This is a genomic window from Micromonospora sp. NPDC000089 (assembly GCF_042899365.1).
Classification (GTDB): domain Bacteria; phylum Actinomycetota; class Actinomycetes; order Mycobacteriales; family Micromonosporaceae; genus Micromonospora.
The window spans coordinates 90,747-111,069 of record NZ_JBIAZT010000017.1 but is presented as its reverse complement, the minus strand read 5'-3'; the positions used below and the strand labels follow the sequence as shown (position 1 = coordinate 111,069).

General features: G+C 73.8%; 16 protein-coding genes. 8 read left to right on the top strand and 8 right to left on the bottom strand.

Annotated features, from left to right (window positions below; genetic code table 11):
• The first annotated feature begins 84 nt into the window (after positions 1 to 84).
• Complete coding sequence (abc-f, locus tag ACFY3U_RS24525; RefSeq protein ID WP_387205769.1) at positions 85 to 1,707, top strand: ribosomal protection-like ABC-F family protein; 1,623 nt, start codon at positions 85 to 87, stop codon at positions 1,705 to 1,707.
• A gap of 12 nt (positions 1,708 to 1,719) precedes the next feature.
• On the top strand, positions 1,720 to 2,586 hold the full coding sequence (locus ACFY3U_RS24520; RefSeq protein ID WP_387205767.1) for a virginiamycin B lyase: 867 nt from the start codon (positions 1,720 to 1,722) through the stop codon (positions 2,584 to 2,586).
• A 12-nt stretch (positions 2,587 to 2,598) separates the two neighbouring features.
• Here the strand turns inward: ACFY3U_RS24520 and ACFY3U_RS24515 are convergent, their stop codons facing one another.
• Together ACFY3U_RS24515 and pip are read right to left on the bottom strand one after the other, a co-directional pair.
• On the bottom strand, positions 2,599 to 3,732 hold the full coding sequence (locus tag ACFY3U_RS24515) for a peptidoglycan-binding protein (RefSeq protein ID WP_387205765.1): 1,134 nt from the start codon (positions 3,730 to 3,732) through the stop codon (positions 2,599 to 2,601).
• A gap of 94 nt (positions 3,733 to 3,826) precedes the next feature.
• Entirely contained in the window at positions 3,827 to 4,810 is a 984-nt protein-coding gene (pip, locus tag ACFY3U_RS24510; protein WP_387205763.1) for a prolyl aminopeptidase, read from the bottom strand.
• Positions 4,811 to 4,987: 177 nt separating this feature from the next.
• On the opposite strand from pip, the gene ACFY3U_RS24505 reads away from it, so the two are divergent.
• The 3 genes from ACFY3U_RS24505 to ACFY3U_RS24495 all read left to right on the top strand — a co-directional run bounded on the left by ACFY3U_RS24505 (position 4,988) and on the right by ACFY3U_RS24495 (position 8,514).
• Positions 4,988 to 5,857 carry an SPFH domain-containing protein gene (locus ACFY3U_RS24505; protein ID WP_387205761.1) on the top strand — a complete coding sequence of 290 codons (870 nt, stop codon included), beginning with the start codon at positions 4,988 to 4,990 and terminating at the stop codon, positions 5,855 to 5,857.
• 127 nt (positions 5,858 to 5,984) lie between these two features.
• Positions 5,985 to 7,058 carry a hypothetical protein gene (locus ACFY3U_RS24500; RefSeq protein WP_387205759.1) on the top strand — a complete coding sequence of 358 codons (1,074 nt, stop codon included), beginning with the start codon at positions 5,985 to 5,987 and terminating at the stop codon, positions 7,056 to 7,058.
• A 202-nt stretch (positions 7,059 to 7,260) separates the two neighbouring features.
• Entirely contained in the window at positions 7,261 to 8,514 is a 1,254-nt protein-coding gene (locus ACFY3U_RS24495; RefSeq protein WP_387205757.1) for an MFS transporter, read from the top strand.
• 104 nt (positions 8,515 to 8,618) lie between these two features.
• Here ACFY3U_RS24495 and ACFY3U_RS24490 read toward each other — a convergent pair whose 3' ends face one another.
• The 3 genes from ACFY3U_RS24490 to ACFY3U_RS24480 form a co-directional block, all read right to left on the bottom strand.
• On the bottom strand, positions 8,619 to 9,047 hold the full coding sequence (locus tag ACFY3U_RS24490) for a YchJ family protein (protein WP_387205756.1): 429 nt from the start codon (positions 9,045 to 9,047) through the stop codon (positions 8,619 to 8,621).
• A 24-nt stretch (positions 9,048 to 9,071) separates the two neighbouring features.
• A complete protein-coding gene (locus tag ACFY3U_RS24485; protein ID WP_387205754.1) occupies positions 9,072 to 9,464 on the bottom strand; it encodes a hypothetical protein in 393 nt (130 codons plus the stop codon).
• Positions 9,465 to 9,618: 154 nt separating this feature from the next.
• Positions 9,619 to 10,275, bottom strand: a complete 657-nt coding sequence (locus tag ACFY3U_RS24480; protein WP_387205752.1) for a C39 family peptidase — start codon at positions 10,273 to 10,275, stop codon at positions 9,619 to 9,621.
• Between the two features lie 727 nt (positions 10,276 to 11,002).
• On the opposite strand from ACFY3U_RS24480, the gene ACFY3U_RS24475 reads away from it, so the two are divergent.
• On the top strand, positions 11,003 to 15,850 hold the full coding sequence (locus ACFY3U_RS24475) for a choice-of-anchor A family protein (RefSeq protein ID WP_387205751.1): 4,848 nt from the start codon (positions 11,003 to 11,005) through the stop codon (positions 15,848 to 15,850).
• A 127-nt stretch (positions 15,851 to 15,977) separates the two neighbouring features.
• The gene (locus ACFY3U_RS24470; protein ID WP_387205749.1) at positions 15,978 to 16,985 is read left to right on the top strand and encodes a phosphotransferase family protein; all 1,008 of its coding nucleotides are present in this window, start codon (positions 15,978 to 15,980) and stop codon (positions 16,983 to 16,985) included.
• A 20-nt stretch (positions 16,986 to 17,005) separates the two neighbouring features.
• Here the strand turns inward: ACFY3U_RS24470 and ACFY3U_RS24465 are convergent, their stop codons facing one another.
• The 3 genes from ACFY3U_RS24465 to ACFY3U_RS24455 all read right to left on the bottom strand — a co-directional run bounded on the left by ACFY3U_RS24465 (position 17,006) and on the right by ACFY3U_RS24455 (position 19,358).
• A complete protein-coding gene (locus ACFY3U_RS24465) occupies positions 17,006 to 18,097 on the bottom strand; it encodes a magnesium and cobalt transport protein CorA (protein WP_387205747.1) in 1,092 nt (363 codons plus the stop codon).
• 54 nt (positions 18,098 to 18,151) lie between these two features.
• On the bottom strand, positions 18,152 to 18,778 hold the full coding sequence (locus ACFY3U_RS24460; protein WP_387205745.1) for a class F sortase: 627 nt from the start codon (positions 18,776 to 18,778) through the stop codon (positions 18,152 to 18,154).
• Positions 18,779 to 18,869: 91 nt separating this feature from the next.
• The gene (locus ACFY3U_RS24455; protein ID WP_387205743.1) at positions 18,870 to 19,358 is read right to left on the bottom strand and encodes a hypothetical protein; all 489 of its coding nucleotides are present in this window, start codon (positions 19,356 to 19,358) and stop codon (positions 18,870 to 18,872) included.
• Between the two features lie 272 nt (positions 19,359 to 19,630).
• Between ACFY3U_RS24455 and ACFY3U_RS24450 the strand changes: the two genes are divergently transcribed.
• Positions 19,631 to 20,320, top strand: coding sequence for an ankyrin repeat domain-containing protein (locus ACFY3U_RS24450; protein ID WP_387205741.1), 690 nt, complete (start codon positions 19,631 to 19,633; stop codon positions 20,318 to 20,320).
• The last annotated feature ends 3 nt before the right edge of the window (positions 20,321 to 20,323 follow it).

Below are 20,323 nucleotides of genomic sequence, written 5' to 3'. Positions count from 1 at the left end.
CGATGCTCCGCTGACCGTCCACCGTGTCCCCGACGATCGTGCCCCCGGGCGCGGCCGCCCGACCCGACGCCAGCGGAGAGCAGCGTGCCTACCCAGATCAGCATCCACGACCTGACCCTGTCCTACGGCGACCGCCTGATCTTCGACGCGGTCAGTTGCGCCGTCGCCCCGGGGGAGCGCGCCGGCGTCGTCGGCGAGAACGGCTCCGGCAAGTCGACCCTGCTGCGACTGCTCGCCGGTCGGGAACAGCCCGACGACGGCACGGTCACCGTCACCGCCGACGGCGGCGTCGGCCACCTCGCCCAGGACGCCCCGCTGTCGCCCCGGCTCACCGTCCGCCAGGCCGTCGACGCCGCCCTGGCCGACCTGCGCGCCATCGAGGCCCGTCTGCGCGAGCTGGAACCGCAGCTCGCCGCCGGCGACGCCGACCGGCTGGCCGAGTACGGCGACCTCGCCACCGTCTTCGAGCTGCGCGGCGGCTACCAGGCCGACGCCCGGGTCGACCGGGCGCTGCACGGCCTCGGCATCGCCGGTCTCGACCGGGACCGCCGGCTCGGCGAGCTTTCCGGTGGTGAGCAGGCCCGGCTGCACCTGGCCGCCGTGCTCGCCGCCGGATCCGAGGTGCTGCTGCTGGACGAGCCCACCAACCATCTCGACGACGCGGCACTCGGCTGGCTCGAGGAGCACCTGCGGGGCCGGGGCGGCACCACCGTCGTCGTCTCCCACGACCGGCTCTTCCTGGAACGCGTCGCCACCGTCCTCGTCGAGGTCGATGCCGACCGGCGCACGCTGGCCCGGCACGGCGTCGGCTACGCGGGCTACCTCGCCGAGCGGGCCGCCGCCCGGCACCGCTGGGCGCAGGCCCACCGCGAGTGGCGCGACGAGGTCGACCGGCTACGCGCGGCGGCGGCCACCACCGCCCGCCGGGTCGCGCCGGGCCGCGCCGCCACCGACAACAACAAGTTGGCGTACGACCGGGCCGGTGGCCGGGTGCAGCAATCCCTCGCCAGCCGGGTCCGCAACGCCGAGCAGCGCCTGCACCGACTCGAATCCGACCCGGTGCCCGCCCCGCCGGAAGCGCTGCGGTTCACCCCGCCCCCGGCCACCGCCGGCGCCGGCGTGGCGCTCGACGCCGTCGACGTCCGCGTCCGCGGCCGACTGGGTCCGGTCTCGCTGACCCTCCGGGCGGGGGAGCGGCTGCTGGTCACCGGGGCGAACGGCGCCGGCAAGAGCACCCTCCTGCAGGTCCTGGCCGGAGACCTCGAGCCGGACGCCGGGTGGGTGACCCGGCACGCGCCGATCGGTCACCTGCCGCAGGAGGTCACCGCCGAGCGCCCCACGCGTACGCTGCTCGCCGCCTTCGCCCACGGTCGCCCCGGGCCGCCGGGCGAGCACCGCGCCGCGCTGCTCGCCCTCGGCCTATTCCCGCCCGAGCTGTTGGACGTGCCGACCGGGAAGCTCTCCACCGGGCAACGCCAGCGCCTCGGGCTGGCCCGCCTGTTCACCACCGCCGCCGGGTTGCTGCTGCTCGACGAGCCCACCAACCACCTGTCGCCCGGCCTCGTGGAGGAGCTGGAGGATGCCCTGGCCGGGTACCCGGGGGCCGTCGTCGTGGTCAGCCACGACCGGCGGCTGCGCGCCCGGTGGCGGGGCGAGATCCGCACGATGGCGGCCGGCGTCCTGCACCCCGCACCCGTGACCGTCTGAGGAGATGTCGCTGTGCTCACCGAGTTGACCGTGGCCGAGCCCGGCGCCGGCCCGTACGGGGTCGCGATCGGGCCGGACGGCGCCCCCTGGTGCACCCTCGTGCACGCCGGACGACTGCTGCGAATCGCCCCCGACGGCCGGGCCGAGACCCTCGACCTCGGCGCGCCCGGCTGCGGCCCCGCACTGATCACGTCCGGCCCCGACGGTGCGCTGTGGTTCACCCGCATGCGCGACCACCGGATCGGCCGGATCGACGACGCCGGTCACCTGGACTCCTGGCCGGTGCCCGGCGCCGGCCCGTACGGCATCGCGGCCGGACCGGACGGCGCGCTCTGGTTCACCGCCATGTCCACCGACCGGATCGGCCGGATCACCGTCGAGGGGGAGGTCACCGAGTACCGCCTGCCGGTGACCGGCGGCCTGCCGTCGATGATCACCAGTGGCCCCGACGGCGCCCTCTGGTTCACCCTCAACCAGGCGAACGCGATCGGCCGGATCACCCCCGACGGGGCCGTACGCCTGCACCCGGTGCCGACGCCCGCGGCGGGGCCGGTCGGCATCACCGAAGGCACCGACGGCGCGCTCTGGTTCGTGGAGATCGACGCCGGTCAGGTCGGCCGGATCACCGTCGACGGCCACATCCGCGAGTACCCGCTGCCCGACCGGGCGGGCCGACCGCACGCGATCGCGGCCGACCCGGCCGGGGGCTGCTGGTTCACCGAGTGGGCCGGCAACCGGATCGGCCATGTCACCGCCGACGGCGAGATCAGTGGCTGGCCGCTGCCGACCCCCGCCTCCGAACCGCACGGGATCGCGGTCGGGCCGGACGGTGCGGTCTGGGTGGCGTTGGAGACCGGCCGGCTGGCCCGGCTGTCGTGAGCCCCGTCGTCCTCAGTGCCGGCGGAACGACTGGCGGACCACCCCGCCGACCAGCGCGCACCAGGTGCTGGTGGACAGCTTGCCGTTGGGCGGCAGCCCGTGCAGCCGCTGGACGTCCTGCACCGCCTTCATGGTGGCGTGGTCGTACCCGCCGGTCTCCCGCACGTCGGGGTAGCCCTTCCAGTTCAGGATGAACTGCACCGCCTGCACCGGCAGCCCGGTCGCGTCCTTGTCCAGCTCCGGGGAGAGGGTCTCCCAGGTGCGGTCGGTGAGGGTGGCGTCGACGTCCACCGGGAGACCGTTGCGGGCCTGCCAGTCCTGCACCGCCGCGACGGTGGCCGGGTCGAAGGCGCTGGTCGGGGTGACCGGGTATCCCCGGTACGCCAGCAGGAACTGGGCGACCCGCACGGCGGGGGAGCTGTCGAAGCGCCACAGGTCGGGCCAGCGGCGGGCCGGCACGTCGGCCGGGTCGGCGCCCAGCTCGTGGAAGACCCGCCGACGCACGTCGGGGAAGAGCCGGTAGAAGGCCGCGCCGGGGCAGTCGGTGGTGCGGAAGTCCCAGTGGCCGAAGATGTCGTAAGCGTGCAGGCCGTACTGCCGGCAGATGGTGACGCAGAGCGTGACCATCGAGTCGAGCAGCGCCGCGGGCGGCGTCTCGGTGACGTAGGTGCCCTCGTTCTCGATCCCGATGGCCCGGCCGTTCTCGCCGGGGCAGTGCGCGGCGATCATCTGCCGGTCGCCGGCCCGCAGCCGCTCCAGGCTGCCGTGCCGCCCCTCCAGGACGTGGCCGCCGCGGCTGACGGTGAAGTGCTGGCCGGTGTCGGACCAGCCGTTGCCGTCCATGTGCAGATCCTGGCACTCCCGGGCCAACGCGATGGCGTGCGCCTCGGAGTAGTCGGTGACGTTGGGGAACGCCATGTGGTGCAGGATGATCTTGTTGGTGGGGATCGCGCTGACCGACAGCGGGTCGCGCGGCGGCCGGGCGCCCCACTCGTCGCAGCTGATGATCCAGTCCAGCTCCGCGCCGGGGGCGGCCTGGGCGGCGGCCGGAACGGCCAGTTCGTACCCGACGACCGCGACGGTCGCCGCGCCGAGGCCGGCCCGCAGCAATGTACGACGGTCGAACTCGGGCTTGTCGACGTGCATGGCATCTCCTCGACTTCGGCGGCGGGGACCACGCGACCGGTGAAAGGAAACTCCAGCTGTCGCGCCTGCCGTGGAGACTATTGCCAACCGCGGGTCACGCGCTAGAGGCGTCCGTCGATCGATCCTCGTCGGCCGCGAACCGGTCCAGCGCCCGGACGACGTGTCGGCGGGCCGCCACGGTGGCCAGGTGCCCGGCGTCGTCCACCACGATCAGCTCCGCGTCCGGCCAGCCCCGGCGCAGCTCCCAGGCGGTGTCGAGCGGGCTGCCCAGGTCGAGCCGACCGTGGATCAGCACCCCGGGAATGCCGGCCAACCGGTGCGCGTCGCGCAGCAACTGCCCCTCCGGCAGCCAGGCGCCGTGGGCGAAGTAGCGCGCGCAGATCCGTACCATCGCGGTGCGGGCCGCCGACGGGCGGTCGGAGTACGGGTTGCCGCCGCCCTCGGCGGAGACCACCGCGTCCTCCCAGGCGCACCAGTCCCGCACCGCCCGCTCCCGCACCGCCGGGTCGGGATCCTCCACCAACCGGGCGTACGCGCCGACCACGTCACCGTCGCGGGGGGTGCCCGGCGCGCCGGCCAGGAAGCGGTCCCACTGCTCCGGGAAGAACCGGCCCACCCCGCGGTAGAGCCAGTCGATCTCCGACCGCCGGGTGGTGGTGACCGACCAGATCACGATCGCCGAGACCCGGTCCGGGTGCCGCTGCGCGTACGCCAGGATCAGCGTGGAGCCCCACGAGCCGCCCTGCAGCAGCCACCGTTCGACGCCCAGGTGCTCCCGGAGTCGTTCCATGTCGGCGATCAGGTGGTCGGTGGTGTTGTGCCGCAGGTCGGTGGCCGGATCGGCGGCGTGCGGGGTGCTCCGCCCGCAGTTGCGCTGGTCGAAATGGATGATCCGGTAGCGGGCCGGGTCGAAGAGCCGGCGGGACACCGGAGCGCTCCCCGAGCCCGGTCCACCGTGGACCACCAGGGCTGGCCGGCCGTCCGGGTCGCCGCTGGTCTCCCAGTACACGGCGTTGCCGTCGCCCACGTCGAGCATTCCCGCGTCGTACGGCTCGATCGGCGGATACAGCTCGGCCACGCGGATCCCTCCCCGGCGGATGCGACAGCGCCGGACACCCTACGCGCCCCGGGCGCCGTCCGGGGTGAGGTCGGCGACCCGGATCGTCACCCGCTCCGGGTGAGGTGGCAGGAATGCGCGGCGCCGCGGCGGGTATGCGCGGCGCCGGGAGGCGGGCGCCTCCGGGATCGAGGGGTCATGGGAGCCGCCGCCGGATTCGTCGGCCTGGTCGTCGTGGTCGTGCTGGTGCTGGTGCTGTCGCTGAGCGTCCGGATGGTCCAGCAGTACCAGCGCGGGATTGTGTTCCGGTTCGGTCGGGTGCGGGAGGAGGTCCGCGGGCCCGGCCTGCACCTGATCGTGCCGGTCGCCGACCGGATGGTCCGGGTCAGCATGCAGACCACCGTGATCGGGGTGCCGGCCCAGGGCGCGATCACCAAGGACAACGTCACGCTCACCGTCGACGCGGTGGTCTACTACCGGGTCGTCGACCCGGTCAAGGCCCTGGTCAACGTCCGGGACTACCCGTCGGCGGTGCTTCAGGTCGCGCAGACCGCGCTGCGCTCGGTGATCGGCAAGGCCGACCTGGACACCCTGCTCGGCGACCGGGACCGGATCAACGCGGAGCTGAAGTCGGTGATCGACGCGCCGACGGAGAAGCCCTGGGGCCTGCTCATCGAGCGGGTCGAGGTCAAGGACGTGTCGCTGCCCGAGGGCATGAAGCGGTCGATGTCTCGGCAGGCCGAGGCGGAACGGGAACGCCGGGCCCGGGTGATCGCCGCGGACGGCGAGTTCCAGGCGTCCCGCCGGCTGGCCGACGCCTCCCGGGCGATGGCGGACACGCCCGGGGCGTACCAGTTGCGGTTGCTGCAGACCGTGGTGGACGTGGCCGCCGAGAAGAACAGCACCCTGGTCATGCCGTTCCCGGTGGAGCTGCTGCGGTTCTTCGACGAGCTGGCCCGGCCGGCCCGCGAGGGCGTCGGCCGGGTGGCGCCGGTCGGGGAGCCCGCTGCCGGCCCGGTCGCCACGACCGGCGACGGCGACGGACACCGCCGCGAGGGGCATCGCTGACCGGACGGTCGCGCGAAAGGGCGCACGGTGGAGGTTCGTGCCGGTCCGGGGTCGACCGGCGTTTCCCCGCGCGCCGGTCAGGGTAGGTCGGGGCCGACCAACGTCACGGACAGTGTGGAGGACCCAGATGAGAGACGACTTCGGCGACGCGGTGGGGGACGCCCTGCGTGCCGTGCTGCTGTTCCTGCCCAAGGCCCTCGCCTTCGTGGCGATCCTGGTGGTGGGCTGGCTCATCGCCAAGGCCGTCCTCAAGATCGTGGACAAGGTGCTCGAGCGGGTGCACTTCGACAAGGCGGTCGAGCGCGGCGGCATCAAGACCGCGCTGGCCCGGTCCCGGTACGACGCCAGCGACATCGTGGCCAAGCTCGCCTACTACGCCGTCCTGCTGGTCACGTTGCAGATCGCGTTCGGCATCTGGGGCCCCAACCCGGTCTCCGACCTGATCGCCGGCGTCGTCGCCTGGCTGCCCCGGGCGTTCGTCGCGATCGTCATCGTGGTGGTGGCCGCGGCCATCGCCACCGCGGTCAAGGACATCATCAGCAGCGCGCTCGGCGGCCTGTCCTACGGCCGGGTGCTGGCCACCATCGCCTCGGTGTTCATCCTCGGCCTGGGCATCATCGCCGCGCTCAACCAGATCGGTGTGGCCACCGCCATCACCACCCCGGTGCTGATCGCCGTGCTGGCCACCGTCGGCGGCATCCTGATCGTCGGGGTCGGCGGCGGACTGATCCGGCCGATGCAGAGCCGGTGGGAGTCCTGGCTGACCCGGGCCGAGCAGGAGTCGCAGCTGATCGCCACGCACGCCCGCGCCTACCAGGCCAGCCGGCGGGACGTCCGCGCCCACCTGACCTCGTACGACGAGGACGTCGAGCGCACCCAGCCGGTGACCGGCTACAGCCCGTCCGACCGGACCCAGCAGGTGGCCGACGACGCCGACCGCACCCAGGTGGTGTCCCGGTACGACGAGTCGGACCTGACCCAGCCGGTCGCCCCGTACACCGACCCCGACCCGACCGACCCGGTCGGCACGACGACCACGCCCTCGACCAGCCCGGTGCCCCCGTCGCCCGCCGCCGAGCCCGCCACCGGCGCCCCCACCGCGCCGCGGCAGGCCACGCCGGCGGACGACGACCCGGTGGTGGACGACAGTGACACCACGATGATCATCCCGTCGACGGACACGGAGAAGTTCCGCCGCTGAGGACGCCACCACCACGGCGGGCGGGACCGATTGGTCCCGCCCGCCGTCGCGTACCCGCCGGACGGGGTCGCCCGGGCCGCCGCGCGCCACTACCATCGACGCCATGACCTGGCGATGTTGATCCGCCGCTGAGGGCCGAAACCGCGGGCCACCGCGGGCGCCGCACTATGCCGCGTCCGTCCCGTCCCGTGGAAAGGCCCCCATGTCCGTCGCCTCCGCGCGGGTGTCCCGCACCCGCGTCCGCCGCCTCGCGGCCACCCTCTACGGCTACCTGTTCCTGGCCGACTTCGTCCTGCTCTACCCGCTGTACGCGCTGCTGTTCAGCGACACCGGGCTGTCCGTCGGGCAGATCTCCTCGCTCTTCGTGCTCTGGTCGGCGACCAGCATCCTGGTCGAGGTGCCCTCCGGGGCGTGGGCCGACACCGTCTCGCGGCGGCTGCTGCTCTGCCTCGCGCCGCTGCTGACCGGCGCCGGCTTCGCGCTGTGGGTGCTGGCCCCCTCGTACGGGTCGTTCGCCGTCGGCTTCGTCCTCTGGGGCGCCGGCGGCGCGCTCAGCTCCGGCGCCCTCGAGGCGCTCGTCCACGACGAGCTCGACCGACTCGGCGCGGCCGGCCGGTACGCCCGCCTGATCGGCCGTGGCCGTACCGCCGGGGTGTTGGGCGTGCTCGGCTCGATCGGCCTGGCCGGCCCGGTGTTCGCGGTCGGCGGCTGGCCGGCGGTCGGCGCGGCCAGCGTGCTGGCCTGCCTGCTCGCCACCGCCGTCGCCACCCGCTTCCCCGAGCACCGCACCGCGCCGGCCGCACCGGCACCCGGCGACGACGCCGCCGAGGACGACGAGCCGGGCTGGTGGGCGACCCTGCGGGCCGGCCTCACCGAGGCCCGCACCCACCCGCGGGTACGGTCGGCGCTGCTGCTGGTGCCGGCGGTCGGCGCCGTCTGGGGTTCCCTGGACGAGTACACCCCGCTGCTCGCCCAGGACACCGGCGTGACCGCGTCGGTCGTGCCGCTGCTGCTCGGGCTCACCTGGCTCGGGGTGACCGTCGGCGGACTGCTCGCCCCGGCCGGCGAGCGGCTGCGCACCCGTGGGTACGCCGGTCTGCTCGTCGCGGCCGCGGTGGCCCTGGCCGTCGGCGCGGGCGTCCGGCAGCCCGCCGGTTTCCTGCTGCTCGGGGTGGCGTTCTGCGGGCTGCAACTGGCCACCGTGCTCGCCGACGCCCGTCTGCAGGCCCGGATCACCGGACCGGCCCGGGCCACCGTGACCTCGGCCGCCGGGATGGTCACCGACCTGGCCGTCATCGTGGTGTACGCCGGCTATGGCCTGGTCGCCGGGGTTGCCGGCAACGCGGTCGCCTTCGTCGCGGCGGCCGTGCCGTACCTGCTGCTGGCGGCCGTCCTGCTCGGGTCGCGCACCCGGAACGAGCCGGTCGACGCGCCCGTGCCGGCCGACGGCGGGTGAGCCGGTCGGGCCCGGAGGCGGCCGGTGCCGCCTCCGGGCCCTCGGTCGGTCAACCGGCCAGGTGCGGGAACGACCACCGATGACCGTGCCGGACGGTCGTCCGGTCAGGTGGCGTGGCCGTCGAGGTAGACCCAGCGGCCGTCCTCGCGAACGAAGCGGCTGCGCTCGTCGAGCATGCCGGGCCGACCGGCCTCCCGGTAGTGCGCCCGGAACGCGACCGCGCCCTCGCTGTCGAACAGGCCGCCCCGCTCGGTCGCCAGGATCTCCAGCCGGGTCCACCGCTGCGCCGGGTCCAGCCGCAGCCGCGCCGGCCTCGTCGACGAGTGCCAGCTGCGCAGCAGGTAGTCCGCGTGGCCGACGGCGAACGCGCTGAACCGCGACCGCATCAGCGCCTCGGCAGTGCCGGCCGTCGCGGCGCCGCGGTGCACCGGCCCGCAACAGTCCGGGTACGGCAGGCCGGTGCCGCACGGGCAGGGCTGGGACTGATCGTCGGTCGGGCCTCGGCGGGCTGGTCGTCTGGCCACGTCCGCCATCCTGCCGTAGCCGATCCGGCCGACTCACCCGCGGTGCGGCTGAAGGCTTCGCTCGGCGCGATCCCGCCGGAGCCCGGTCAGGGCGACGACGGCGAAGAGCAGCGCGACGGCGAGCGCCGCCGCCTGCACCAGGCTGCCGGCGAAGACGAGCGCGTCGCCCGGGTCGCCCAACTGCTCGCGGAAGTTCGGCGCCAGGACGCCGCCCACGCTGATGAAGAGGGTGGCCGCCGCGGCCAGGACGACCGCCCACCGCCAGGGTGCGAGCAGGAAGGCGAGCGCGGCGGCGGTCAGGATCAGCAGCCCGGGCGGCACGGTGGGGTAGTCGGCGCCGCCGACGATCTGGACGACGATGCCCAGCGCGGCGACCAGCAGGGCACCCCCGGCGGCTCGGCGAGCAGGTGAGTGGGTCGGCTTCATGGTGCGGCTCCTCGGTGTCGGTGTCTGACCGAGCCTTCCGGCCCGGGACCGCCCGGTCGTGGTGCCACGGGCGACACTCCGCGTACGCCCACCGCCGTAGCCGATGAAGGGCCGGCCCGTGTGGGCCGGCCCTTCGTGTGGTGCGGGGTGGTGGTCAGCTGGTGGAGTAGCCGCGGGTGGCGATCCAGTCGGCGAGGTTGTCGACGGTGATCTGGTAGGAGGCGGTGTTCGGGTTGGCGGAGTCGGCGATGGTGACGATCTTGCCGTTGTCCTTGTAGCCGACGACGCTGATGTAGTGGCCGCCTTCGAAGGAGTGGGTGCCGCCGTTGGTGTCGGTGGTGGTGCCGGCGATGTTGGCGACCACGGCGCGGCCGTTGTCGACGGTGCGGACGATGTCGGCGCGCAGGGTGTCGGTCTGCTTGTCGTCGGCCTTGGGGGTGCGGATCTCGACGGAGTGGTAGGCGTCCTTCTTGCCGGTTTCCTTGTTCAGGACGGGGGTGATGTCGTTGATGCTGTTGGTGCCGTTCTCGGTGGTGCCCATTTCCTTGGCCATGGCGTCGACGTCGATGTTCTTGCCCTGGACGGACAGGGCGTTGCGGGTGGCGGCGGGGCCGCAGTAGTAGAAGTTCGGCTGGGCCTGGTAGTCGACCTTCAGTTCGCGTTCGCCGTTGCCCTTGCGGTCGCTCTGGACGGCCGTGGGCTTGTCGGCGGGGGCGGCGTGGGCGGCGATGGCGGGGCCGGCGATGCCGGTGGTGGTGGCGGCGATGCCGGCGGCGGTGAGGACGGTCTTGCGGATCAGATCGGTACGCATGATGGCGTGCTCCTCTGGTCGGGGGTTGCCCGTCGCACCCGGGGGTGGGGTGCGGGGCGAAGGGGGAAAGTCTTGGGGGGGTGCCCGGCGGCTCGGCCTGCTCGGGCGGTCCGGGGGTGGTGTAACCGGTGGGGCCGGTCGGTCATTCCCGGGGGTGGGAACCCGGCGGCGGTTGGCCTGCTCGCGGGTTCCGGGGGGTGTAACCGGCTCGGGCGGTGGGCCATTCCCGGTGGGGGTGGGCCCGTGCCTGGGGGGGGTGCCGGGGTCGCGCTGGGGTTCGGTGCGGTATGACATGTACAACGCCTCGGCCCCCGGGTCGATTCCGTGGTGGGGGTGGCGCCGGCCACGGGATCCCGCAGGTCAGAACGCACATCCGACGCGACGTGGCGGCCACGATTCGGACACCCGACCCACCCGGTGTGGGACGCCGCACTGGCCCCGGGCTGCGCCGGTCGGACGCTTTGGACCTGATGACGTAAACGATTCAGCCGACCCACCTCGTGCCGCCGCACGGATCCGATTGCCTCGGCGGATGCCCTGACCCGTTCACGTCATCAGGTCGGTAGCGCCCGGACGGGGCCGCGGCGTCGCGGCTGGCGCGCACCCCGGGCTGGCACCGTGCGTCGTTTGTCGTCATCCCAGGGCACCCTGCGGCGCTCAGGATTCCCGTCACTCTCAGCCGCCACAACCGCTACGCTCCGTATCGAATCGGACATACGGGGGAATAATGGCTACACGGGTATGGGACGTGAGTCGGCGGCAGCTGCTCGCCACGGTCGCCGCGCTCGGCGTTCTGATCGCCGGCAGCGCCTCGGTGCCAGCGCCGCCGGCCGGCCGGCAGCAACGGCCGGTCGCCTTGGGCGCGGTCGGGCCGGTCGACCCGGTCGCGCCGGCGTTGAGCTTCGGAGTGATGACCGAAGTCAACGGAAACGTGGTGACCAGCGAGAACGACGGCACCATGGCGGTGGGTGGCGACCTCACCTTCGGCAACTACCAACTCGCCAACAACAGCGTCGGCTCGTTCGTCGCACCGGGAGACACCAAGCCGACCGCACTGGTCGTCGGCGGGCGGGTGAACTTCGCCGGCAGCGTCGCCGGGACCCGGTTGCAGGTGCTGTCCGGCGGCTACGCCAAGGTGGGCAACCTGACCGGCGCCGTGGTGAAGGACACCGACAACAACGGCGCCCAGGTCAACACCCGGATCCTGCCCAACAACAACTACGACGCCTTTCCCCGGGTCGAGCTGACCACCCGGCAGGCCCCCAGCAGCGTCGGACCGACCTCGCCGATCGACTTCGGCGCCGCCTTCACCGAGTTCCGCAGCACTTCGGCCGGGCTGGCGACCTGTGACAACACGGTGGTGCTGCGGACGCCCAACGGCGACGTGCTGCCCCGACCGATCCCGCCGGGCAGCAACGCCGTCGTCACCCTCACCTCGGGTGTCACCAACGTGCTGAACATCGGCGCCGCGGATCTCAACAACATCGACACGCTCACCTTCGCCAGCCAGCCGACGGCCACCACCCCGCTGCTGATCAACGTGGACACCAGCGGTGTCGGCAACGACTTCGCCTGGAACGCGCCGAACTTCTCCGGCATCGGAGGCAACCAGGCGCGGTACATCCTGCTGAACTTCCCGACCGCCACGCGACTCACCCTCACCACCAACGCCCGTACGGTCGAGGGCAGCATCTACGCCCCGAACGCGGACCTGGTCGACGTCTCCGCCTCGAACACCGAGGGCAGCATCATCACCCGGACGATCGACCACCGGGGCGGTGAGATCCACTACTTCCCGTTCAGCACCACCCTCTCCTGCGGCGGGGCCACTCCGGCGAGCATCTCGTTGGCCAAGGCGTCCACCACCACCACGATCACGACGGTCGGTCAGCAGGTGCCGTACGACTTCCACGTGGTCAACACCGGCGGCCTGACCCTGTCCAACGTGGCGATCACCGACACCCAGACCCCGCCGTCGTCGAACGCGAACCTCGGCCCGATCACCTGCCAGGCGACCACGCTCGCGCCCGGCGCGTCCACCAGCTGCACCGCCACCTACAGGGTCACCCAGGCGGACCTGGACAACGGCTCGTTGCGGGACACCGCCACCGCCCGCGGCACCCCACCCGGCACCTCGACCCCGGTGGTCTCCGCCCCGGTCGAGCTGACCATCCCGGTCCGCGAGGCCACCTCGTCCATCTCGGTGCTCAAGTCGTCGCCGACCGCGTCGATCAACGCGGTGGGGCAGCAGGTGCCGTACCGGTTCCTGGTGGTGAACACCGGCAACCTGACGCTGACCAACGTAGCCGTCACCGACACCCAGACGCCGCCGTCGTCGAACGCGAACCTCGGCCCGATCAGCTGCCCAGCGACCACGCTGGCGCCGGGCGCGTCGACCACCTGCACCGCGACCTACACCGTCACCCAGGCGGACCTGGACAACGGCGGGGTCACCGACTCCGCCGTCGCGCGCGGCACCCCGCCCGGGACCAGCACCCCGGTCACCTCGCCGCCGTCCACGCTGACCATCCCGCAGTCCGGCGCGGAGGCCGCCATCGCGGTCACCAAGACCTCGCCCACCGCCGCGATCAACGCGGTGGGGCAGCAGGTGCCGTACCGGTTCCTGGTGGTGAACACCGGCGGCCTGACCCTGACCAACGTGGCGATCACCGACACCCAGACGCCGCCGTCGTCCAACGCCAACCTGGGTCCGATCAGCTGCCCGGTGACGACGCTGACGCCCGGCGCGTCGACCACCTGCACCGCCACCTACACCGTCACCCAGGCCGACCTGGACAACGACGGGGTCACCGACTCCGCGGTCGCGCGCGGCACCCCGCCGGGCACCAGCACGCCGGTGACCTCGCCGCCGTCCACGCTGACCATCCCGCAGTCGGGCGCGACGGCGTCGATTGCGATCGCGAAGTCCTCCACCACCGCCCTGATCACGAGCCCCGGCCAGCAGGTGCCGTACGTCTTCCACGTGGTCAACGACGGTGGCCTGACACTGACGAACGTGACGGTGACCGACACCCAGACGCCGCCGTCGTCCAACGCGAACCTCGGCCCGATCACCTGCCCGGTGACCACGCTCGCGCCCGGCGCGGCCACCGACTGCACCGCCACGTACACCGCCACCCAGGCCGACCTGGACATCGGCGCCGTCCGGGACAGCGCCGTCGTGCGCGGCACCCCGCCGGGCGGGGGCACGCCGGTGGTCTCCCCGCCGGCCACGCTGGTGATCCCGACCGACCCGGTGCCCGCGATCAGCGTGATCAAGTCGTCCACCGTCACCGAGATCTCCACCGTCGGCCAGCAGGTGCCGTACCAGTTCCTGGTGGTCAACACCGGCGGGCTGACGCTGTCGAACGTGACCGTGGTGGACACCCAGACGCCGCCATCGTCGAACGCGAACCTGGGCCCGATCACCTGCCCGACGACCACGCTCGCACCGGGCGCGTCGACCACCTGCACCGCCACCTACACGGTGACGCAGGCCGATCTGGACAACGACGGGGTGTCCGACTCCGCCGTGGCCCGGGGTCTCCCGCCGGGCAGCGAGGTGCCGATCAGCTCGCCGCCGTCGGCGCTGACCATCCCCGCGAACGACGTGGTGGCCGGCATCGCGATCATCAAGGCCTCCGCCACCCCGGCGATCACCTCGGTCGGCCAGCAGGTGCCGTACGACTTCCACGTCACCAACACCGGCGGCCTGACGCTGTCGAACGTCACCGTGGTGGACACCCAGACGCCGCCGTCGTCCAACGCGAACCTCGGCCCGATCACCTGTCAGGCGACCACGTTGGCGCCCGGCGCGTCGACGAGCTGCACCGCGACGTACACGGTGACCCAGGCGGACCTGGACAACGACGGGGTCAGTGACTCCGCGGTCGCCCGTGGCACCCCGCCCGGGGCCACCGACCCGATCACCTCCGCGCCGTCGGCGCTGACCATCCCGGCCGCCGATCTGACCGCGTCGATCGGCATCACCAAGGCCTCGACCACCACGGCCATCACCACGGTCGGTCAGCAGGTGCCGTACGACTTCCACGTGGTGAACACCGGCGGGCTGACCCTCACCGGGGTGTCCGTCGTGGACACCCAGACCCCGCCGTCGTCGAACGCGAACCTCGGCCCGATCACCTGCCAGGCCACCACGCTGGCGCCCGGCGCGTCGACGAACTGCACCGCCACCTACACGGTCACCCAGGCGGACCTGGACAACGACAAGCTCGTCGACTCGGCCGTCGCGCGGGGGACGCCGCCCGGCACCACCACCCCGATCACCTCCGCGCCGTCGTCGCTGACCATCCCGCAGGCGGACGTGGTCGCGGACATCCAGGTGATCAAGGCGTCCCCCACGGTGGCGATCACCGCGGCGGGCCAGCAGGTGTCGTACCGCTACCTGGTGGTGAACACCGGCGGCTTCACGCTGACCGGGGTGACCGTCAACGACACGCTGCTGCTCCCGGCCGACCGGGTCAACCTGTCGCCGATCGTCTGCGGCCCGGACGACCTGCCGAACGGCACGGTCACCCTCGCCCCCGGCGAGGCGATCACCTGCCGGTCGACGTACACCGTCTCCGCGGCCGACTACCAGCAGGCCAGCCTGGTCGACGTCGCCACCGCGACCGGTACGCCACCGGTCGGACCGGCGGTCGTGTCACCACCGTCGCCGCTGGACATCCCGGTCCTGAAGGCGTCGATCAGCATCGCCAAGTCGGTCACCCCGACGGTCGTGGCCCGCGCCGGTGACACCGTCACCTACCGGTTCGCCGTCACCAACACCGGTAACGTCCCGCTGAGCGGGGTGACGGTGCAGGAGACCGCGTTCTCCGGCACCGGAAGCCTCGGGCCGATCACCTGCGGCACGCCGCCGGTGGCCAACGGCGCGGTCGCCCTCGACCCGGGGGCGAGCGTCACCTGCACCGCCGGCTACACCGCCACGGCGGCGGACATCGACGCGGGCCGGATCACCGACACGGCGATAGCCGTCGGCGACCCGCCGGTGGTGCCCGGAGTGCCGCCGCTGGGCAGGGCACGCTCCGCGCCGTCGTCGGCGACGGTGACCGTCACCAGAGGTGCGGCCATCACCGTGGTCAAGTCCTCCCCGGTGGACAAGGTCTACAAGGTGGGCCAGCGGATCCCGTACCTGTTCCTGGTGACGAACACCGGCGCGGTCGCCCTGACCGGCGTCACGGTGACCGACACCCTGGTCGCGCCGGCCGACCCGGCGAACCTCGGGCCGATCACCTGCGGCCCGGACCGGACGCCGAACGGCTCGGTGACCCTGGCCGCCGGGGCGGCGGTCACCTGCGAGGCGGTCTACACCGTCTCGAAGGCCGACCTGCACCACGGCTCGATCACCAACGTGGCCACCGCCACCGGCAAGCCGCCGACCGGACCGTCGCCGGTGTCGGCCGAGTCCCGGCTGACCATTCCGGTGCGCGGGAAGCTGCCGGTGACCGGGGACTCAATCCCCGTACCGCTGGTCGCCGGTGCCGCGCTCGCGGTCCTGCTGCTCGGCGTGGCGCTGGTGTTCCTGGCCCGACGTCGCCGCGGCGACCTGGCGTAGCCGGTAGGACGTGACGGGCCGGGCCGGCGGAGACGCCGGCCCGGCCCGTCCCCCGTGAACCCGAGCGGGCCGCCCGTCGCGATTTTGACGGGCACCCGAACGGGTGCCGCACGGCTAGCCTGGCCCGATGGTGAGCCGCACCCAACGCCGCCTCGACGACGATCTGGTCCGCCGGTACGTCGCCGCGTCGTTCGGGCCGACCGTCGAGGTGACCGACTGCGCCCCGCTGACCGGGGGCGGGTTCGCCGCGGTCTGGTGGCTCACCCTTGACGACTCGCGGCGGCTGGTGCTCAAGGTGGGGCCGGCCGCGGCCGTGCCGCTGTTGCGGTACGAGCGCGGCCTGATCGCCGCGGAGGCCCGCTACCTGCGGCTGGTCGCCGAGCGGGCGCCGCAGGTGCCGGTCCCGCCGCTACGGCATCACGGCAGCGATCCGGAGCTGGGGGACTGGCTGCTCACCGACCTGCTGCCCGGCCGTACCCTGCGCGACCTGGACGTCGAGGGCGCCGACACCGCCCGGGTCCGGGCCGGGCTGGGGGCGGCGTTCGCCGCGCTGCACGCGGTGAGCGGCGACCGGTACGGCTACGACGGCGGCCGGGCGGGCGGCACCACCTGGCGGGCCGCGTTCACCGCGATGGTCGACGACCTGCTCGCCGACGCGGCGGACTGGTCGGTGCCGCTGCCCGTACCGGCGGCGCGGCTGCGGGAGCTGATCGGCCGGCACGCCGGGGTGCTCGACCGGGTGCGGCGCCCGGCGCTGCTGCACTTCGACGGCTGGGCGGGCAACGTGCTCGCGGTGCCCGGCCCGGACGGCGGGCACCGGCTGGCCGGGCTGGTCGACGGGGAGCGGCACCTGCACGGCGACCCGCTGCTGGACCTGGTCTCGCCGCTGCTGTTCGCCCGGGCGGAGGACACCCCGGACGACCCGTTCCTGCGCGGTTACCGGGCCGCGGGCGGGTCGCTGGCGTTGGACGATCCGGGCGTACGCTGCCGGCTCGGCCTCTACCGCCTGCACCTCTACCTGCTGATGACCGTCGAGGCGCCGAGTCGGGGCATCACCGCGGCCACCCACCCGCAGCGGTTCGCCCGCCTCGCGGAGCTGCTGGACCACGAAATCGCCGCCCTGACCGCGCCGTGACACCCGCCCGGCGCGACCGGTTACAGCCAGCCGGAGCGGCGGAACATCCGGTGCAGGCCGACCGCCAGGGTGGCCATCAGCAGCAGCGCGCCGAGGTAGCCGTACCGCCAGGACAGCTCTGGCATGTGCGCGAAGTTCATCCCGTACACCCCGGCCACCGCGGTCTGGGTCGCGGCGATCGCCGCCCAGGCCGCGATCTTGCGCATGTCGTCGTTCTGGTCCACGGCGAGCTGGGTGAGCCGCGCCTGCAGCACCGAGTTGAGCAGGTCGTCGTACCCGGCGATCCGCTCGACCGCCCGGGTGAGCCGGTCCGCGACGGCGGCGAACCGGCGGCGCAGGCCCGGCGGCGGGCCGTGCTCGCGGTCGCCGACCAGCTCGCGCAGCGGCCCGGACAACGGCAGCACCGCCCGCTTGAACTCCACCACCTCGCGCTTGAGCTGGTAGATCTGCGCGATGTCCGCGCGCCGGTCGCGGGCGAAGACGCTCTCCTCGACCCGCTCCAGGTCGTGCTCGAGGTGGTCGGCGACCTCCAGGTAGCGCTCCACCATCCGCTCGGTCACCGCGTACGCCACTGCCCACGGCCCCTCGGCCAGGATCGCCGGCCGGTCCTGCAGCCGCGTGCGGACCTCGGCGAGCGCGCCGGCGGCGCCGTGCCGGACGGTGACGGCGAACCGGTCGCCGAGGAGGACCAGCACGTCACCGGTGTCGATCACCTCGGAGGTGTCGGTCAGCTCGGCGTGCTCGACGTACTCGGCCGTGCGCAGCACCAGCAGGGTCACCGCGCCGTGCCGCTGCACGGTGGGCCGGTGCCCGTCGGCCAGCGCCTGCTCGACGGTCAGCTCGTCCAGGCCGAAGGTGCGCCCGACGGCCGCCAGCACCGCCGGGCCGGGCTCGTGCAGGCCGAGCCAGACGAACCCGCCGCGCCGCCGCCGGGCCTGGGCGTACGCGTCCGCGAAGTGCGGCCGGCCGGGCTCGCGGCGACCGTCCACGTACACCGCGCAGTCGACCACCGCGTCCGGGTTGGACCGGCGGGCGGCGCGCGGCGGTGCGATCGCCGGCCGGCGCAGCAGCCGACCCACCAGGGATTCCAGCCGGGGTGCGAGCGCTGTCACCGTCCACCTCCGCCGCCTGCGTTCGACGGCCCACCGTAGTACGGCGGCGCGAACTCACCGCACCGCGGTGGCGCGGACCACGATGTTGTCCGAGTAGTCGCGGGCCCGGGCGTCGAACCGGCCCCCGCAGGTGACCAGCCGCAGCGCCGGCTGCGGCCCGCCCGGACCGTAGACCAGCGTGGTGGGAAAGCTCCTCTTCGGGTACGCCCCGACGCCGTCGACCGCGAAGGTCACCACCCGCCCGTCGGCGCGGGTGACCCGGATGGTGTCGGCGGGTCGCAGCCGGCCGAGGTTGAAGAAGACCGCCGGCGCGTCCCGGGTGTCGACGTGCCCGACGATCACCGCGTTGCCCGCCTCACCCGGGCTCGGGCCGGGTCGGTACCAGCCGGCCACCTCGGGGCGGTCCAGCGGCGGCACCTCCAGGGTGCCGTTCGGGTCGCCGGCGACGGACACCAGGTCGGCGTGCACCCCGATCGCCGGGATGTCGATCCGTACCGGATCGGACCGGGCCAGCACCGGCGCCGGGGTGCCGTTACGGGTGGCCCCGGCCGCGCCCGCGCCGGGCTGCGGCGGGCCGGTCGGGCCGATCAGGCCCGCCGCGATCAGGGTCGCGCCGGCCGCGCCCGCCAGCACCACCGCGACGGCCGCCGCCCGGGTACGCGTGAACCAGCTTCTCCCCACCGTCGCTCCTCCCCGACGACGTGGTCACGGGTGCCCGCCCGGTGTCCACCGGCGCGGGCACCCGTCCCAGGGATGGTGTGCCGTCGGCGGGTCAGGCCACGGAGGCCGCCGCGCGGCGCCGACGGCGGACCAGGGCGGCCCCGCCGAGCGCGGCGGCGCCGGCCAGCGCGCCACCCGCGACCACCATGCCGGTGGTGTCGGCGCCACCACCGCCACCGGCCGGCGCGGCGCCGATCGGCGTGACGGTGAACGTGGCGCTGCCCGCGGAGCTGCCGTCACCGCAGGTCGCGGCGACCGTGTAGGTGCCCAGCGTGAAACCGGCGGTGAACAGTTCGGCGCTCAGGCCGCCGCCCGCGGCGGCGGTGGTGGAGCGGACGTTCTGGTCCCGGTCCGGCCCGGTGACCCGGAAGATCACGTCGCCGGCCTTCGGATTGCAGGTGGTCGCGGTGAGCACGACGGTCCCGCCGACCGGGGTGGCGGCCGGTGAGACGGTGGTGTCCGCGAGCGCGGCCGCCGGGAGCAGGAGCGTGCCGAGTCCCACGCCGAGCGCCGCCGATACGAGAACTGTCTGTGCCTTCATGCGTCTTCCCTCACTTTTCGTCCGCTGTCTGCGTGGGACGCCGTTCGGGTGGCCAACTCCGTGACTAGCACCGGTGTGGCCAACACTAGGAGGGTTGGCATCCCCGGCCGAGGTAAATGAGAAATCTTCGTTGCCGTCACGTGTTCTCCCTGCCGCCGCAGAGCAGCGGAATTGCCCGCCCAGGACCGTCCACACCGCCCGCGGCGCCGGTCCGGTTCCAGCCTCGGCGTCCGCGGAGTGCCGGTCCCGCCGCGACCGGGCACACTGGGTCCATGCATGCCGAGGATCCGCTCGCCGTCGAGCTCACCGCCGCGATCGCCACCGGCGCGGTGGAGCGGCTGGCCGAGCTGCTCCGGGACCACCCGTGGCTGGCCACCACCGCGGTACGCGACCGGCACGGTGGCGAGCGCTCGCCGCTGCACCTGCTGGCCGACGCCCCCGGTCACCGGCCACGGGCCGCCGATACCGCCCGGCTGCTGGTAGCCGCGGGCGCCGACCCGGATGCGCCGGCGGTGGGGATGTCGCACACCGAGCGTCCCCTGCACTGGGCGGCCAGCAACGACGACGTCCCGCTGCTCGACGCGCTGCTCGACCTGGGTGCCGATCCGGAGGCGCCCGGTTCCTCGATCGACGGTGGCCCGCCGCTGTCCTCGGCGGTGGGCTACGAGCAGTGGCGGGCCGCCCGCCGGCTGGTCGACCGAGGCGTGCGGCAGCAGCTGTGGCACGCCGCCGCGCTCGGCCCGCTGCCGGTCGTCGCCCGGCTGGCCGAGGCGGAGGCCGATCTGGACGGGCCACTGTGGAACGCGGCCCGCGCCGGGCAGGCGGAGGTGGCCCGGTTCCTGGTGGACCGGGGCGCCTCGGCGCGGCGGCGGATGGCCTGGTCCGACCAGACCGCGGTGGACGTCGCGCGCGCCAACGGCCACCACGATCTCGCCGGCTGGCTGGCGTCCACGCCGGGCTGAGAC

Excerpts from the sequence above, each read along its gene's own strand:
- ACFY3U_RS24515 (WP_387205765.1), bottom strand. The coding sequence starts at position 3,732 with ATGCACGTCGACAAGCCCGAGTTCGACCGTCGTACATTGCTGCGGGCC.
- ACFY3U_RS24505 (WP_387205761.1), top strand. The coding sequence starts at position 4,988 with ATGGGAGCCGCCGCCGGATTCGTCGGCCTGGTCGTCGTGGTCGTGCTG.
- ACFY3U_RS24500 (WP_387205759.1), top strand. The coding sequence starts at position 5,985 with ATGAGAGACGACTTCGGCGACGCGGTGGGGGACGCCCTGCGTGCCGTG.
- ACFY3U_RS24495 (WP_387205757.1), top strand. The coding sequence starts at position 7,261 with ATGTCCGTCGCCTCCGCGCGGGTGTCCCGCACCCGCGTCCGCCGCCTC.
- ACFY3U_RS24490 (WP_387205756.1), bottom strand. The coding sequence starts at position 9,047 with ATGGCGGACGTGGCCAGACGACCAGCCCGCCGAGGCCCGACCGACGAT.
- ACFY3U_RS24485 (WP_387205754.1), bottom strand. The coding sequence starts at position 9,464 with ATGAAGCCGACCCACTCACCTGCTCGCCGAGCCGCCGGGGGTGCCCTG.
- ACFY3U_RS24480 (WP_387205752.1), bottom strand. The coding sequence starts at position 10,275 with ATGCGTACCGATCTGATCCGCAAGACCGTCCTCACCGCCGCCGGCATC.
- ACFY3U_RS24475 (WP_387205751.1), top strand. The coding sequence starts at position 11,003 with ATGGCTACACGGGTATGGGACGTGAGTCGGCGGCAGCTGCTCGCCACG.
- ACFY3U_RS24470 (WP_387205749.1), top strand. The coding sequence starts at position 15,978 with ATGGTGAGCCGCACCCAACGCCGCCTCGACGACGATCTGGTCCGCCGG.
- ACFY3U_RS24455 (WP_387205743.1), bottom strand. The coding sequence starts at position 19,358 with ATGAAGGCACAGACAGTTCTCGTATCGGCGGCGCTCGGCGTGGGACTC.
- ACFY3U_RS24450 (WP_387205741.1), top strand. The coding sequence starts at position 19,631 with ATGCATGCCGAGGATCCGCTCGCCGTCGAGCTCACCGCCGCGATCGCC.